Raw genomic sequence first — 14,459 nt, forward strand, 5'->3', positions numbered from 1 at the left:
ACCCCCGCAGCGGTTCTCGACGGTGCGCGGGGCACCGGGCTCGACACCGGCAAGCCTACTGCATTCGCAAACGGGACCGGTACCCTGAACCCGTGCACGACGTACACATGCTCGGGGTCCGGTTCGACGATCTGCCCTTCGACGAGGCCGTCTCGCGGCTGCGGGAGGCGGCGCGCGGCGACCGGACGCGCACCGTCGTCTTCCCCAATGCGGCGACGCTCAACCTCGCCGCGCAGTCGCGCGACTACCGCGACGTCCTGAACTCCTCGTCGTTCGTCTTCGGGGACGGCACCGGTGTGCGGTGGGCCGCGCGGATGCGCGGCGTGCGGCTGCGCGCGAACCTCAACGGCACCGACGTGATCCCCGCGCTGCTGGCGGCGGCGCCCGGCCTGCGGGTGTACCTGCTGGGTGGGACCGAGGAGGTGAACGCGGCCGCGGCCGCGGCGGCCGCGCAGCGCTTCCCGGTCGAGATCGTGGGCCGCCACCACGGCTTCTTCGACCTCGACGACTGCCCCGAGATCCTGGCGGCGATCACCGCGGCCGCACCGGACGTGCTGCTCGTCGGCTTCGGCAATCCCCTGCAGGAGCAGTGGATCGCGCGCCACCGCGCCGCGCTGGCCGTGCCGCTGATCGCGGGAGTGGGCGGGCTCTTCGGGTTCTGGGCCGGCACCCGGACCCGCGCGCCCGGCCTGGCGCGGCGCCTGGGAGTGGAGTGGGTCGACATCCTGCTGCGCGAGCCGCACAAGGCCCGGCGCTACCTCCTCGGCAATCCCGCGTTCCTCGCGCGCGCCGCCCGGACCAGGGCCGCCGACCTGCGGAGCTGACCGGGTCCGATCCCCGTCACCCGCGCGGTGCTCAGCGCCGCGCGGGGCGGGCGCGCCGTGCGGGCCGGACGCTCCGCGCGAGGACCTCGGCGAGCGGCCGCACGGAGACCGGCGCGGCGTACGCGTGCAGGTAGTGCTCCCGCGCCGCGCGTCCCCGCCGCTCCGCCTCCGCGGGGTCGGCCAGGGCGTCGAACGCCCGGGCCAGGCCGGCCACGTCCTCCACGCCGATCGCGTCCTCCCCCGGGGGCTGGAACTCCGGGAGGGCGCCCTCGGTGGAGACGATCGGCGTCACCCCGAGCTGCATCGCGAGCACCTGCACCCCGCTCTGCGTGGCGAGCCGGTAGTGCGCCACCGAGCCCTTCGCGCGGGCCATCGGCGCCAGCACGTCGTCGTACGAGTACCGCCCTCGCTCCCAGCGCACCGACGGGGGCAGATCCTGCGGCAGGTCACCGTCGCCGATGAGGACCAGTTCGTCGCCGCGCCACCCCGGCCCGGCGACGTGACGCTCCCACGCGGCGAGGGTCACGCCGAGGTTCTTGTACTCCGACAGTCGCCCGACCGCCACGAAGTCCCGGCGGCCGGCGGCGGCCACGAACGGCGGCACGCGGGCCTCGTCGAGATCACTGGTCAGCGGCGCGACCGCGGCCGCGCCGACCCGCGCGCCGACGTGATCGCTGAACGCGACGGTCGCGGCCGCCGAACGGTTCCACCGGCCGAACAGCGCCCGCTCCCAGGCGGGGAAGACCTCGTCGGCACCGTGCGGTCGATCGTCGTGCACGAGGTTCACCCGGGGGGCGCCGCCCGCGAGCAGCATCCAGCGCGGGTCGCGCACCAGCTCGGTGACCACCACGTCGGGGGCGAAGGCCCGCACCGCCCGCAGCCCGGCCGCGAAACCCGGCCAGGTGGAGGCCGTGCGCGGGCGGGCGTCGAGCACCCGCTCGTAGGCGCGCGCCCCGTCGGACTCCGGGTGCTGATCGGTGGTCACCAGGAGCACCTCCCAGCCGGCCTCGATCAGCTGCTCGCAGTACACCCGGGCCAGGGGCCGCATCCACGGCGAGAGCCAGAGAACGCGTCCCGTCATCGCAGGACCCCGGCGAACGCCGCCTCGTAGGCGTCGGCCATGGCCTCGACGGAGTAGTTGGACCGCATCCGCTCGAATCCCCTGTCGCCCAGGGCCGCCCATTCCTGCGGGTGGGCGAGCATGTCGGTCATCGCCGCGCGCCAGCCGTCGACGGTGACCTCCTCGACGAGGCGCCCGGCCTCGCCGTGGGCGAGGATCTCCGGGATCGCGCCGACGGCCGAGGCGACCACCGGCACGCGGCGGGCCATGGCCTCGAGGATCACCAGCGGGAAGGCCTCGTCGCGGCTGGGCACGCACAGCAGATCCGCCTCGGCGAGGGCCGCCTCGGGGCCGGGCGTCCATCCGCGCCAGTGCACGCGATCGCGCACGGAGTCCGGGGTCATGGCCTCGAGCCGCGCGCGGTCGGGACCGTCGCCGTAGATGGAGAGCTCCCAGTCCTGATCGGGAACGCCCGCCAGGGCGGCGGCCAGTAGGTGCGGGTTCTTGAACTCGACGGCGCGGGCGAGCACGACCAGGCGGCGCGGGCGGCCGAGCGGGGGCCGCGGCGGGACCTCGCCGCGGGCGGCGGCGCGGTCGATGCCGTTGGGCGCGGTGAAGACCGGTGCGTTCAGGTCCTGGAACTGCGGGCCCACGTCCCAGTGCCCGTCCGCGAGGCCGACGAAACCGTCGGCGCGGCGCATCGCGCGGGCCAGGGGCGCCGAGAAGGTCGGCTCCTGCGCGTCGAACCAGGAGTGGGAGGCGACCAGCCAGCGCCGGTCACGGCGGCCGGCGCGCCACAGCGTCGCGAATCCGGTCTCGGTGTTCGTGGTCGCGCTGATGAGGATCTGCGGGCCCGTGACGGGATCGAGCACGGGCGCGAACCAGGGCTGCCGGACGACGCGCACCGAGTGCGGGACGTCGGCGACGAGCGGGCCGAAGCGTTGCATGCACGCGATGGTCACCGGGTAGCCGCGCCGGTCGAGCTCGGCGGCGAGGAGCACGTGCTGCCGCTCGGCGCCGCCGTAGACCAGCCGGTTCGTCGTGATCACGATCGCGGGTCGATCGGTGGCGCGCGCCGCGCGGGCGTGCGCGCGGCGGGTGGAGCGCTGCACGCGGTCGAGGACCGAGGTGCCGGCCAGGTACAGATCGGCGGTGCGGGCCCCGCCGTCGTGCTCGAGGTTGAGTGCGATGTTGGCGCGGAGCAGGTCGCCGGAGCGCCGGCTCGCGCGCGCGTCGTCGGCGACGGTGCCGCCGCTCGTGTGCGTGATCCCCTCGTCGTCAGTGAGGACCAGCCGCCAGCCCGCGCCGCGGGCCCGCTGCTGCCAGTCCGTCTCCTCGCCGTAGAGGAAGAACTCCTCGTCGAACGGGCCCAGCGCGTCCCAGGCGTCGCGCTGGATCGCCAGGCACGCGCCGGTCAGGTAGCCGTCGACCTCGGCCGGGGCCTGCGCGTACAGGTCGGAGAGCGGCGTGGCGCGCAGGCGCGGGGCGTACCCGGCGTACGAGACCAGTGCGCGGATCGGGCCCCGACGGCGGTGCGCGACGTCCCACTCGCGGTCGGCGGCGTCCCGATGTGCAGGATCATGAATTCTCGGCGCGGCTGCGGCGACGCCCGGAGACCGCAGCGCGGCACGGGTCGCAGCCAGATCGCCGCGCAGCACCGCGTCCGGGTTGAGCAACAGCAGATCGGCGTCGGGTGCGAGTGCGGCGAGCCGGTTGACCGCGGCGGCGAAGCCGACGTTCGTCCCGTCGCCGTGCCATGCGACATCGGGAAAATCTGCCCGCAACTCGGCCATCCCGGGCCAGTCCGCACCGGAGTTGTCCCAGATCAACGTACGTGTACGAGAAAGGTGCTCGGCGACGGAGTCCAGACAGGCCCGCAGGTCGTCCGGATTCTTGTAGGCCACGACGAGCACCGCGAGCGGGCGGTGCCCCGGCGTCGCCGGCGGCGGGGCGGACCGGAGTCCGCCGGGGAGATAGGCGCGGTCGAGCTCGCTCGGCACGAACTTCTCCTCACAGGTCGCCGGGTCCTTCAGCTTCGACATACTATACGGAAGGACAGCGTGGCATGATTCGGCATTGCACAGTCGGATCGCCGGCGCCGGCGCGAGGGAGAGGACGGCGGTGGACGAGTCAGCACGCCGCGGGCGGCCTCTCCGGGAACCCGGTCGCGTCACCGGGTCCGCGTCACATCGCGGTCAGCATGTCGGCCAGGTGCGCGGCCATGACCTCCGTCGTGAACCGCTCGCGCGCCCGTGCCGCTGCGGCGCGGCCCATCGCGATCCGCGCGGCGTCGTCGGCGAGCAGCTCGGAGATCGCCGCGGCCATCGCGTCGGGGTCCTCCGGCGGCACCAGCAGTCCCGTCACGCCGTGCTCCACGTAGTCGGAGACGCCGGGATTGTCCGTCACCACGACCGGGCGCCCGCTGGCCATCGCCTCCAGCACCACCGTGAGACCGGAGCCGGTGACTGTACGATGAAGTGCAATCGCAATCAGGCCCGCCCGGGCGTAGAGGTCGCGGATCCGTCCGTCCAAACGCTCGGTGTGCACCGTCACCAAGCCTTCGGGAGCGTCGAAATGCAATCCGGAGGCCAGTTCGAGATGTGCTCGGGGCCGCGTCGCGCGAACCCGCTGCATCGCACGGATCAGGGTGGCGTGGTCGCGGAAGCGGTCCTCGCCGGCGCTCACGACGAGATCCGTGTCTTCCGGAACCGGTTGCTCGACATAGAAATCGGTATCGATACCCAGGGGGATGAACTGCATACGGGAAGCGGCCAGCCCCCACTCCCGCTGGAGCACCGGCAGTACGGCCGAGCACTGCGCCCACACCGCCGCGGCCCGCGGCAGTGCGCGCGCCGCCAGCTCGCCGTGCACCCGGCCGGCGCCGGCGCGAGTGGTCAACCAGCCGACGCCCGCGGCGACCGGCGTCCTCCCCGTCAGCAGCGCCGGGACCCCCGTGCGCTCGTCGTAGGCGAGGATCGCGTCGCCGCCGCGCGCACCGGCTCCGAGCGTCCGTTCGACGAACTCGTAGCCGCCGGTGCGGTGCCGCACCGATCGGGCGAGCCGCTGCTCGACGCGCCCGCGGAGCCCCTCGCCGGGCCGCGCGGAGGCGAACTCGACGCGCATCCCATGATTCTCGAGCCGATGGAGGCCGTACGGTGACCGATCGGGAACTTCACCCGCCGCATGGCGGCGCGCCCACGCCGGAGCCGTCAATCCCCCAGCAAGAGGCACCGTCACCCGCACCGAATCATCCCTTCGATCCGACGGCCACCCCGCCCTCGGGAACGCACGCCCCCGCACCGTCTGGGGATGAGGGTATCGAGTCGCACAACGACACGGAGCGGGGGCGGGCGACACCCGGCCGTATCGCCAAGGCGTTCGGCCTGCAGCTCGTCGCCCGCGTCGTCGGCCTCGTCGCCTCGCTCGCCACGATGGCGATCACCACGACCCACCTCGGGCTCGTCTCCTACGGGCACCTGACCTCGGCGATCGTCTTCATCGGCCTGTGGACGAGCCTCACGGAACTGGGCATCGGCGCGGTCGTGGTCCGGCGCGTCACGTCCGGCACCGGCGATCTGCAGCACCTGATCCGGCTGAACGTCGGGCTGTCGCTGGCCTACTGCGTTCCCCTCGCCGCCGCGGCGATCGGACGGGCTGGCTGATCTACCGCGACACCGCGGAGGTCCCGATGATGATCGCGATCATCGCCGGCGGCCTCGCGCTGACCACGTTGGCCTCGTGCTTCCAGCCGCTGTTCATGACCGACGTGCGGTTCGGCGCGGTCGCGGTCTCCGACGTCGGCGGACGCGCACTCTCGCTGATCGGCACCATCGTGCTGGTCCGGATCGACGCCGATCTGGTGTGGTTCGCGGCGGTGCAGCTGATCCCGCCGCTGGTGATGCTGCTCATCCAGGGCTTCGTCGCGCATCGGGCCGTGGGCATCCGCCCGGTGTTCTCGGCCCGGCAGAGCTGGGAGCTGATCCGCGAGAGCCTGCCCCAGACCGGCGTGCTCATCGTGGCGGCCCTGTACTGGCGCGCCGACGCCTTCCTGCTCAGCGTGCTCAGCACGCCGGCGCAGACCGGTGCCTACGGCCTGGCCTATCAGATCACCTCGAACGCCACGGTGATCTCCGCCGTCTTCCTGGCCTCGTCGCTGTCGACCATGACCAACCTGTTCGCCACCGACAGAGCCCGCTTCGCGCAGTTCGTCCAGCGCAGCGCGGAGGTCCTGATCTTCGTCGGCGCGCCGATCGCGGTGGTCGGCCTGGTCCTCTCGCCCAGCCTGATCGGGCTGCTCGCGACGCAGGAGTTCGTCGTGGCGGGCGGCCGGACGCTCGCGCTGCTCTTCATCGCGCTCGCCGTCACCTTCGTCACGGCGGTCCTGAGCCAGGCGCTCTTCGCGGCCCACGACCAGGTGTTCCTGCTGCGCCTGAACGTGGTGAACCTCACCGGCAACATCGTGCTGAACGTCGCCCTGATCCCGTTCTTCGGCGCGATCGGCGCGGCGAGCGCGCTCATCGTCAGCGAGGTCATCGGGATGGTCGTCGCCGGCTGGCGCCTGCGCTCGCGCGCGCCCTTCCAGGCGCCGTGGGGATACCTGCTCCGCCTGGCGGTGCCGCTCGCGGTCGCCACGAGCGTGGCGATCGTCCTGCGCCACCAGTTCGTCCTGATCCCGCTCACAGCTTCGGCAGTGGCATACCTGCTCACCAGCGCACTCGTCGGGCCGATCCGCCTGCGGACGCTATGGGACTGGCGAAGCCCAGCTCCGGAGCCGACGAAGTGTGAGCAAGCCGCAGGTGTAGGTGCACTTGCGTGAATCGACGTAGTACAGTCAATGCCGTATATATGCGATTGCAACAGCACTGAGGGAGACCCTGCCAATGAACGTCGCCGGCTTCCTGCGCTGGGCACTCACCAAACCCGCGATCATCCTCCTGGTGATCGTCGCCGGCATCGCCGGCGGCGCCATCGGTGGAAGTCGACCACCTCGCACTTCGAGAGCAGTGCGGCAGTCCTGGTGATTGGGCGGCACGTCCGCCGGACTTTTGGCAGCTCCAACGCAACTGTGATTCACCCCGGCGGTTCCGAGCCAGCGCTCATTACGGCGCAAGCCCACAGACCCCAGGTGCTTCACTGGCTCGGCCGTCGCGCGGACACCGTGAAGGTGATGAGCGGGGAGATCTGCTTGGGTTGCCCGTCGCCGGACGCGGCGCATCATCGTCACGTCGGGGGAGGCACCGGCCCCCTCGAGCGCGGCGGCACCGCGCGGGACTCCGGCCACCACGGTGAGCACCTGGGCGTCTGGCCGCGCCGTAGTCGAGGCTGGTGAAGGGGTTGTCCTGGCGTTGACGCTGCCGGCTCCGGGGGAATCACCAGGACTGCGCACTGCTCTCGAAGTGCGAGGTGGTCGACTTCCACCGATGGCGCCGCCGGCGATGCCGGCGACGATCACCAGGAGGATGATCGCGGGTTTGGTGAGTGCCAGCGCAGGAAGCCGGCGACGTTCATTGGCAGGGTCTCCCTCAGTGCTGTTGCAATCGCATATATACGGCATTGACTGTACTACGTCGATTCACGCAGTGCACCTCACACCTGCGGCCTTGCTCACACTTCGTCGGCTCCGGAGCTGGGCTTCGCCAGTCCCATCAGCGTCCGCAGGCGGATCGGCCCGACGAGTGCGCTGGTGAGCAGGTATGCCACTGCCGAAGCTGTGAGCGGGATCAGGACGAACTGGTGGCGCAGGACGATCGCCACGCTCGTGGCGACCGCGAGCGGCACCGCCAGGCGGAGCAGGTATCCCCACGGCGCCTGGAAGGGCGCGCGCGAGCGCAGGCGCCAGCCGGCGACGACCATCCCGATGACCTCGCTGACGATGAGCGCGCTCGCCGCGCCGATCGCGCCGAAGAACGGGATCAGGGCGACGTTCAGCACGATGTTGCCGGTGAGGTTCACCACGTTCAGGCGCAGCAGGAACACCTGGTCGTGGGCCGCGAAGAGCGCCTGGCTCAGGACCGCCGTGACGAAGGTGACGGCGAGCGCGATGAAGAGCAGCGCGAGCGTCCGGCCGCCCGCCACGACGAACTCCTGCGTCGCGAGCAGCCCGATCAGGCTGGGCGAGAGGACCAGGCCGACCACCGCGATCGGCGCGCCGACGAAGATCAGGACCTCCGCGCTGCGCTGGACGAACTGCGCGAAGCGGGCTCTGTCGGTGGCGAACAGGTTGGTCATGGTCGACAGCGACGAGGCCAGGAAGACGGCGGAGATCACCGTGGCGTTCGAGGTGATCTGATAGGCCAGGCCGTAGGCACCGGTCTGCGCCGGCGTGCTGAGCACGCTGAGCAGGAAGGCGTCGGCGCGCCAGTACAGGGCCGCCACGATGAGCACGCCGGTCTGGGGCAGGCTCTCGCGGATCAGCTCCCAGCTCTGCCGGGCCGAGAACACCGGGCGGATGCCCACGGCCCGATGCGCGACGAAGCCCTGGATGAGCAGCATCACCAGCGGCGGGATCAGCTGCACCGCCGCGAACCACACCAGATCGGCGTCGATCCGGACCAGCACGATGGTGCCGATCAGCGAGAGTGCGCGTCCGCCGACGTCGGAGACCGCGACCGCGCCGAACCGCACGTCGGTCATGAACAGCGGCTGGAAGCACGAGGCCAACGTGGTCAGCGCGAGGCCGCCGGCGATGATCGCGATCATCATCGGGACCTCCGCGGTGTCGCGGTAGATCAGCCAGCCCGTCCCGATCGCCGCGGCGGCGAGGGGAACGCAGTAGGCCAGCGACAGCCCGACGTTCAGCCGGATCAGGTGCTGCAGATCGCCGGTGCCGGACGTGACGCGCCGGACCACGACCGCGCCGATGCCCAGTTCCGTGAGGCTCGTCCACAGGCCGATGAAGACGATCGCCGAGGTCAGGTGCCCGTAGGAGACGAGCCCGAGGTGGTCGTGGTGATCGCCATCGTGGCGAGCGAGGCGACGAGGCCGACGACGCGGGCGACGAGCTGCAGGCCGAACGCCTTGGCGATACGGCCGGGGTGTCGCCCGCCCCCGCTCCGTGTCGTTGTGCGACTCGATACCCTCATCCCCAGACGGTGCGGGGGCGTGCGTTCCCGAGGCGGGGTGGCCGTCGGATCGAAGGGATGATTCGGTGCGGGTGACGGTGCCTCTTGCTGGGGATTGACGGCTCCGGCGTGGGCGCGCCGCCATGCGGCGGGTGAAGTTCCCGATCGGTCACCGTACGGCCTCCATCGGCTCGAGAATCATGGGATGCGCGTCGAGTTCGCCTCCGCGCGGCCCGGCGAGGGGCTCCGCGGGCGCGTCGAGCAGCGGCTCGCCCGATCGGTGCGGCACCGCACCGGCGGCTACGAGTTCGTCGAACGGACGCTCGGAGCCGGTGCGCGCGGCGGCGACGCGATCCTCGCCTACGACGAGCGCACGGGGGTCCCGGCGCTGCTGACGGGGAGGACGCCGGTCGCCGCGGGCGTCGGCTGGTTGACCACTCGCGCCGGCGCCGGCCGGGTGCACGGCGAGCTGGCGGCGCGCGCACTGCCGCGGGCCGCGGCGGTGTGGGCGCAGTGCTCGGCCGTACTGCCGGTGCTCCAGCGGGAGTGGGGGCTGGCCGCTTCCCGTATGCAGTTCATCCCCCTGGGTATCGATACCGATTTCTATGTCGAGCAACCGGTTCCGGAAGACACGGATCTCGTCGTGAGCGCCGGCGAGGACCGCTTCCGCGACCACGCCACCCTGATCCGTGCGATGCAGCGGGTTCGCGCGACGCGGCCCCGAGCACATCTCGAACTGGCCTCCGGATTGCATTTCGACGCTCCCGAAGGCTTGGTGACGGTGCACACCGAGCGTTTGGACGGACGGATCCGCGACCTCTACGCCCGGGCGGGCCTGATTGCGATTGCACTTCATCGTACAGTCACCGGCTCCGGTCTCACGGTGGTGCTGGAGGCGATGGCCAGCGGGCGCCCGGTCGTGGTGACGGACAATCCCGGCGTCTCCGACTACGTGGAGCACGGCGTGACGGGACTGCTGGTGCCGCCGGAGGACCCCGACGCGATGGCCGCGGCGATCTCCGAGCTGCTCGCCGACGACGCCGCGCGGATCGCGATGGGCCGCGCCGCAGCGGCACGGGCGCGCGAGCGGTTCACGACGGAGGTCATGGCCGCGCACCTGGCCGACATGCTGACCGCGATGTGACGCGGACCCGGTGACGCGACCGGGTTCCCGGAGAGGCCGCCCGCGGCGTGCTGACTCGTCCACCGCCGTCCTCTCCCTCGCGCCGGCGCCGGCGATCCGACTGTGCAATGCCGAATCATGCCACGCTGTCCTTCCGTATAGTATGTCGAAGCTGAAGGACCCGGCGACCTGTGAGGAGAAGTTCGTGCCGAGCGAGCTCGACCGCGCCTATCTCCCCGGCGGACTCCGGTCCGCCCCGCCGCCGGCGACGCCGGGGCACCGCCCGCTCGCGGTGCTCGTCGTGGCCTACAAGAATCCGGACGACCTGCGGGCCTGTCTGGACTCCGTCGCCGAGCACCTTTCTCGTACACGTACGTTGATCTGGGACAACTCCGGTGCGGACTGGCCCGGGATGGCCGAGTTGCGGGCAGATTTTCCCGATGTCGCATGGCACGGCGACGGGACGAACGTCGGCTTCGCCGCCGCGGTCAACCGGCTCGCCGCACTCGCACCCGACGCCGATCTGCTGTTGCTCAACCCGGACGCGGTGCTGCGCGGCGATCTGGCTGCGACCCGTGCCGCGCTGCGGTCTCCGGGCGTCGCCGCAGCCGCGCCGAGAATTCATGATCCTGCACATCGGGACGCCGCCGACCGCGAGTGGGACGTCGCGCACCGCCGTCGGGGCCCGATCCGCGCACTGGTCTCGTACGCCGGGTACGCCCCGCGCCTGCGCGCCACGCCGCTCTCCGACCTGTACGCGCAGGCCCCGGCCGAGGTCGACGGCTACCTGACCGGCGCGTGCCTGGCGATCCAGCGCGACGCCTGGGACGCGCTGGGCCCGTTCGACGAGGAGTTCTTCCTCTACGGCGAGGAGACGGACTGGCAGCAGCGGGCCCGCGGCGCGGGCTGGCGGCTGGTCCTCACTGACGACGAGGGGATCACGCACACGAGCGGCGGCACCGTCGCCGACGACGCGCGCGCGAGCCGGCGCTCCGGCGACCTGCTCCGCGCCAACATCGCACTCAACCTCGAGCACGACGGCGGGGCCCGCACCGCCGATCTGTACCTGGCCGGCACCTCGGTCCTCGACCGCGTGCAGCGCTCCACCCGCCGCGCGCACGCCGCGCGGCGCGCGCCACCGATCGACCCGCGATCGTGATCACGACGAACCGGCTGGTCTACGGCGGCGCCGAGCGGCAGCACGTGCTCCTCGCCGCCGAGCTCGACCGGCGCGGCTACCCGGTGACCATCGCGTGCATGCAACGCTTCGGCCCGCTCGTCGCCGACGTCCCGCACTCGGTGCGCGTCGTCCGGCAGCCCTGGTTCGCGCCCGTGCTCGATCCCGTCACGGGCCCGCAGATCCTCATCAGCGCGACCACGAACACCGAGACCGGATTCGCGACGCTGTGGCGCGCCGGCCGCCGTGACCGGCGCTGGCTGGTCGCCTCCCACTCCTGGTTCGACGCGCAGGAGCCGACCTTCTCGGCGCCCCTGGCCCGCGCGATGCGCCGCGCCGACGGTTTCGTCGGCCTCGCGGACGGGCACTGGGACGTGGGCCCGCAGTTCCAGGACCTGAACGCACCGGTCTTCACCGCGCCCAACGGCATCGACCGCGCCGCCGCCCGCGGCGAGGTCCCGCCGCGGCCCCCGCTCGGCCGCCCGCGCCGCCTGGTCGTGCTCGCCCGCGCCGTCGAGTTCAAGAACCCGCACCTACTGGCCGCCGCCCTGGCGGGCGTTCCCGATCAGGACTGGGAGCTCTCCATCTACGGCGACGGTCCCGACCGCGCGCGGCTCGAGGCCATGACCCCGGACTCCGTGCGCGATCGCGTGCACTGGCGCGGATGGACGCCCGGCCCCGAGGCGGCCCTCGCCGAGGCGGATCTGCTGTGCGTGCCCAGCCGCGACGAGGCCTTCCCGCTGGTGATCCTCGAGGCCATGGCCCGCCGCGTGCCGGTGGTCGCCTCGGCCGTCGGCGCGATCCCGGAGATCCTCGCCCACGGCGAGGCCGGGCGCCTCGTCGAGGAGGTCACCGTCGACGGCTGGCGCGCGGGCGATGACCGACATGCTCGCCCACCCGCAGGAATGGGGCGGCCCTGGGCGACAGGGGGATTCGAGCGGATGCGGTCCAACTACTCCGTCGAGGCCATGGCCCGACGCCTACGAGGCGGCGTTCGCCGGGGTCCTGCGATGACGGGACGCGTTCTCTGGCTCTCGCCGTGGATGCGGCCCCTGGCCCGGGTGTACTGCGAGCAGCTGATCGAGGCCGGCTGGGAGGTGCTCCTGGTGACCACCGATCAGCACCCGGAGTCCGACGGGGCGCGCGCCTACGAGCGGGTGCTCGACGCCCGCCCGCGCACGGCCTCCACCTGGCCGGGTTTCGCGGCCGGGCTGCGGGCGGTGCGGGCCTTCGCCCCCGACGTGGTGGTCACCGAGCTGGTGCGCGACCCGCGCTGGATGCTGCTCGCGGGCGGCGCCCCCGGGTGAACCTCGTGCACGACGATCGACCGCACGGTGCCGACGAGGTCTTCCCCGCCTGGGAGCGGGCGCTGTTCGGCCGGTGGAACCGTTCGGCGGCCGCGACCGTCGCGTTCAGCGATCACGTCGGCGCGCGGGTCGGCGCGGCCGCGGTCGCGCCGCTGACCAGTGATCTCGACGAGGCCCGCGTGCCGCCGTTCGTGGCCGCCGCCGGCCGCCGGGACTTCGTGGCGGTCGGGCGACTGTCGGAGTACAAGAACCTCGGCGTGACCCTCGCCGCGTGGGAGCGTCACGTCGCCGGGCCGGGGTGGCGCGGCGACGAACTGGTCCTCATCGGCGACGGTGACCTGCCGCAGGATCTGCCCCCGTCGGTGCGCTGGGAGCGAGGGCGGTACTCGTACGACGACGTGCTGGCGCCGATGGCCCGCGCGAAGGGCTCGGTGGCGCACTACCGGCTCGCCACGCAGAGCGGGGTGCAGGTGCTCGCGATGCAGCTCGGGGTGACGCCGATCGTCTCCACCGAGGGCGCCCTCCCGGAGTTCCAGCCCCCGGGGGAGGACGCGATCGGCGTGGAGGACGTGGCCGGCCTGGCCCGGGCGTTCGACGCCCTGGCCGACCCCGCGGAGGCGGAGCGGCGGGGACGCGCGGCGCGGGAGCACTACCTGCACGCGTACGCCGCGCCGGTCTCCGTGCGGCCGCTCGCCGAGGTCCTCGCGCGGAGCGTCCGGCCCGCACGGCGCGCCCGCCCCGCGCGGCGCTGAGCACCGCGCGGGTGACGGGGATCGGACCCGGTCAGCTCCGCAGGTCGGCGGCCCTGGTCCGGGCGGCGCGCGCGAGGAACGCGGGATTGCCGAGGAGGTAGCGCCGGGCCTTGTGCGGCTCGCGCAGCAGGATGTCGACCCACTCCACTCCCAGGCGCCGCGCCAGGCCGGGCGCGCGGGTCCGGGTGCCGGCCCAGAACCCGAAGAGCCCGCCCACTCCCGCGATCAGCGGCACGGCCAGCGCGGCGCGGTGGCGCGCGATCCACTGCTCCTGCAGGGGATTGCCGAAGCCGACGAGCAGCACGTCCGGTGCGGCCGCGGTGATCGCCGCCAGGATCTCGGGGCAGTCGTCGAGGTCGAAGAAGCCGTGGTGGCGGCCCACGATCTCGACCGGGAAGCGCTGCGCGGCCGCCGCGGCCGCGGCCGCGTTCACCTCCTCGGTCCCACCCAGCAGGTACACCCGCAGGCCGGGCGCCGCCGCCAGCAGCGCGGGGATCACGTCGGTGCCGTTGAGGTTCGCGCGCAGCCGCACGCCGCGCATCCGCGCGGCCCCCGCACACCGGTGCCGTCCCCGAAGACGAACGACGAGGAGTTCAGGACGTCGCGGTAGTCGCGCGACTGCGCGGCGAGGTTGAGCGTCGCCGCATTGGGGAAGACGACGGTGCGCGTCCGGTCGCCGCGCGCCGCCTCCCGCAGCCGCGAGACGGCCTCGTCGAAGGGCAGATCGTCGAACCGGACCCCGAGCATGTGTACGTCGTGCACGGGTTCAGGGTACCGGTCCCGTTTGCGAATGCAGTAGGCTTGCCGGTGTCGAGCCCGGTGCCCCGCGCACCGTCGAGAACCGCTGCGGGGGTGAGCACATGACCACGATCCGCCGCGGAGCCCTGATCGTGGTGATCGTCGCAGCGCTCGTCCTCGCCACGCTCGCGATACCGCGGCCGCGGGTGGCTGAGCCGGCCACGACCTGGATGCGCGGGATCAACGTCGCGACCATGCTCACGCAGGCCGTCACGATCTACGACCACCCCACCGTCACCGGGACCGGGGAACCCGCGATCACGTACGCCCGGTTGCGGGAGCGCGGTCACCGGCTGATCCGCCTCCCCGTGGACTGGACCTTCCTGCAACCCGGACTCGACGCGGGCGACGACGCTT

13 protein-coding genes and 3 pseudogenes are annotated in these 14,459 nt (G+C 72.7%); 9 read left to right on the forward strand and 7 right to left on the reverse strand.

All coding sequences use genetic code 11. The features are described 5' to 3' along the window. Positions 1-92: 92 nt before the first annotated feature. A complete protein-coding gene (locus tag BLQ62_RS23040; RefSeq protein ID WP_133298589.1) occupies positions 93-824 on the forward strand; it encodes a WecB/TagA/CpsF family glycosyltransferase in 732 nt (243 codons plus the stop codon). A 31-nt stretch (positions 825-855) separates the two neighbouring features. Here BLQ62_RS23040 and BLQ62_RS23045 read toward each other — a convergent pair whose 3' ends face one another. From BLQ62_RS23045 to BLQ62_RS24425, 3 genes are all read right to left on the reverse strand, one after another. Further along, on the reverse strand, positions 856-1,905 hold the full coding sequence (locus BLQ62_RS23045) for a glycosyltransferase family 4 protein (RefSeq protein ID WP_068564751.1): 1,050 nt from the start codon (positions 1,903-1,905) through the stop codon (positions 856-858). After that, a complete protein-coding gene (locus tag BLQ62_RS23050; protein ID WP_068564749.1) occupies positions 1,902-3,926 on the reverse strand; it encodes a glycosyltransferase in 2,025 nt (674 codons plus the stop codon). Before BLQ62_RS23050 ends, BLQ62_RS23045 begins: the two co-directional genes overlap by 4 nt. Before the next feature lie 142 nt (positions 3,927-4,068). Next, entirely contained in the window at positions 4,069-5,007 is a 939-nt protein-coding gene (locus BLQ62_RS24425; protein ID WP_231857555.1) for a glycosyltransferase family 4 protein, read from the reverse strand. Positions 5,008-5,039: 32 nt separating this feature from the next. Between BLQ62_RS24425 and BLQ62_RS23970 the strand changes: the two genes are divergently transcribed. From BLQ62_RS23970 to BLQ62_RS23975, 3 genes are all read left to right on the forward strand, one after another. Continuing rightward, positions 5,040-5,546 (forward strand): lipopolysaccharide biosynthesis protein, encoded by a 507-nt coding sequence (locus tag BLQ62_RS23970; RefSeq protein WP_170842890.1) that lies wholly within the window; start codon positions 5,040-5,042, stop codon positions 5,544-5,546. A 26-nt stretch (positions 5,547-5,572) separates the two neighbouring features. After that, on the forward strand, positions 5,573-6,700 hold the full coding sequence (locus tag BLQ62_RS23065) for an oligosaccharide flippase family protein (RefSeq protein ID WP_083350836.1): 1,128 nt from the start codon (positions 5,573-5,575) through the stop codon (positions 6,698-6,700). Between the two features lie 64 nt (positions 6,701-6,764). Next, entirely contained in the window at positions 6,765-6,905 is a 141-nt protein-coding gene (locus BLQ62_RS23975) for a hypothetical protein (protein ID WP_170842931.1), read from the forward strand. Between the two features lie 583 nt (positions 6,906-7,488). Here BLQ62_RS23975 and BLQ62_RS23070 read toward each other — a convergent pair. Then, on the reverse strand, positions 7,489-8,799 hold the full coding sequence (locus BLQ62_RS23070) for an oligosaccharide flippase family protein (protein WP_244499928.1): 1,311 nt from the start codon (positions 8,797-8,799) through the stop codon (positions 7,489-7,491). Next, positions 8,796-8,966, reverse strand: a complete 171-nt coding sequence (locus tag BLQ62_RS24310) for a hypothetical protein (RefSeq protein ID WP_244499929.1) — start codon at positions 8,964-8,966, stop codon at positions 8,796-8,798. The genes BLQ62_RS23070 and BLQ62_RS24310 overlap by 4 nt, the downstream gene beginning before the upstream one ends. 184 nt (positions 8,967-9,150) lie before the next feature. On the opposite strand from BLQ62_RS24310, the gene BLQ62_RS23075 reads away from it, so the two are divergent. The 4 genes and pseudogenes from BLQ62_RS23075 (at position 9,151) to BLQ62_RS23090 (ending at position 13,304) form a co-directional block, all read left to right on the forward strand. Continuing rightward, a complete protein-coding gene (locus tag BLQ62_RS23075) occupies positions 9,151-10,089 on the forward strand; it encodes a glycosyltransferase family 4 protein (protein ID WP_231857555.1) in 939 nt (312 codons plus the stop codon). 142 nt (positions 10,090-10,231) lie between these two features. Then, entirely contained in the window at positions 10,232-11,227 is a 996-nt protein-coding gene (locus tag BLQ62_RS24315; protein WP_083350838.1) for a glycosyltransferase, read from the forward strand. A 344-nt stretch (positions 11,228-11,571) separates the two neighbouring features. Beyond that, positions 11,572-12,045: pseudogene (locus BLQ62_RS24320) on the forward strand (glycosyltransferase); the annotation flags it as partial. A gap of 210 nt (positions 12,046-12,255) precedes the next feature. Further along, positions 12,256-13,304, forward strand: a pseudogene (locus tag BLQ62_RS23090) (glycosyltransferase family 4 protein). Between the two features lie 31 nt (positions 13,305-13,335). On the opposite strand, the gene BLQ62_RS23095 reads toward BLQ62_RS23090, so the two are convergent. Beyond that, positions 13,336-13,836, reverse strand: a complete 501-nt coding sequence (locus BLQ62_RS23095) for a WecB/TagA/CpsF family glycosyltransferase (RefSeq protein WP_139184293.1) — start codon at positions 13,834-13,836, stop codon at positions 13,336-13,338. Further along, positions 13,800-14,066 (reverse strand): hypothetical protein, encoded by a 267-nt coding sequence (locus BLQ62_RS23100; RefSeq protein WP_139184295.1) that lies wholly within the window; start codon positions 14,064-14,066, stop codon positions 13,800-13,802. The genes BLQ62_RS23095 and BLQ62_RS23100 overlap by 37 nt, the downstream gene beginning before the upstream one ends. Before the next feature lie 98 nt (positions 14,067-14,164). On the opposite strand from BLQ62_RS23100, the pseudogene BLQ62_RS23105 reads away from it, so the two are divergent. Next, positions 14,165-14,459 (forward strand): annotated as a pseudogene (locus BLQ62_RS23105) (glycoside hydrolase family 5 protein); the annotation flags it as partial.

Source organism: Tsukamurella pulmonis (assembly GCF_900103175.1).
Classification (GTDB): Bacteria; Actinomycetota; Actinomycetes; order Mycobacteriales; family Mycobacteriaceae; genus Tsukamurella; species Tsukamurella pulmonis.

Coding starts and splice junctions, on each gene's coding strand:
- BLQ62_RS23045 (WP_068564751.1), bottom strand. CDS start 1,905: ATGACGGGACGCGTTCTCTGGCTCTCGCCGTGGATGCGGCCCCTGGCC.
- BLQ62_RS23050 (WP_068564749.1), bottom strand. CDS start 3,926: ATGTCGAAGCTGAAGGACCCGGCGACCTGTGAGGAGAAGTTCGTGCCG.
- BLQ62_RS24425 (WP_231857555.1), bottom strand. CDS start 5,007: ATGCGCGTCGAGTTCGCCTCCGCGCGGCCCGGCGAGGGGCTCCGCGGG.
- BLQ62_RS23065 (WP_083350836.1), top strand. CDS start 5,573: ATGATGATCGCGATCATCGCCGGCGGCCTCGCGCTGACCACGTTGGCC.
- BLQ62_RS23975 (WP_170842931.1), top strand. CDS start 6,765: ATGAACGTCGCCGGCTTCCTGCGCTGGGCACTCACCAAACCCGCGATC.
- BLQ62_RS24310 (WP_244499929.1), bottom strand. CDS start 8,966: ATGAGGGTATCGAGTCGCACAACGACACGGAGCGGGGGCGGGCGACAC.
- BLQ62_RS23075 (WP_231857555.1), top strand. CDS start 9,151: ATGCGCGTCGAGTTCGCCTCCGCGCGGCCCGGCGAGGGGCTCCGCGGG.
- BLQ62_RS24315 (WP_083350838.1), top strand. CDS start 10,232: ATGTCGAAGCTGAAGGACCCGGCGACCTGTGAGGAGAAGTTCGTGCCG.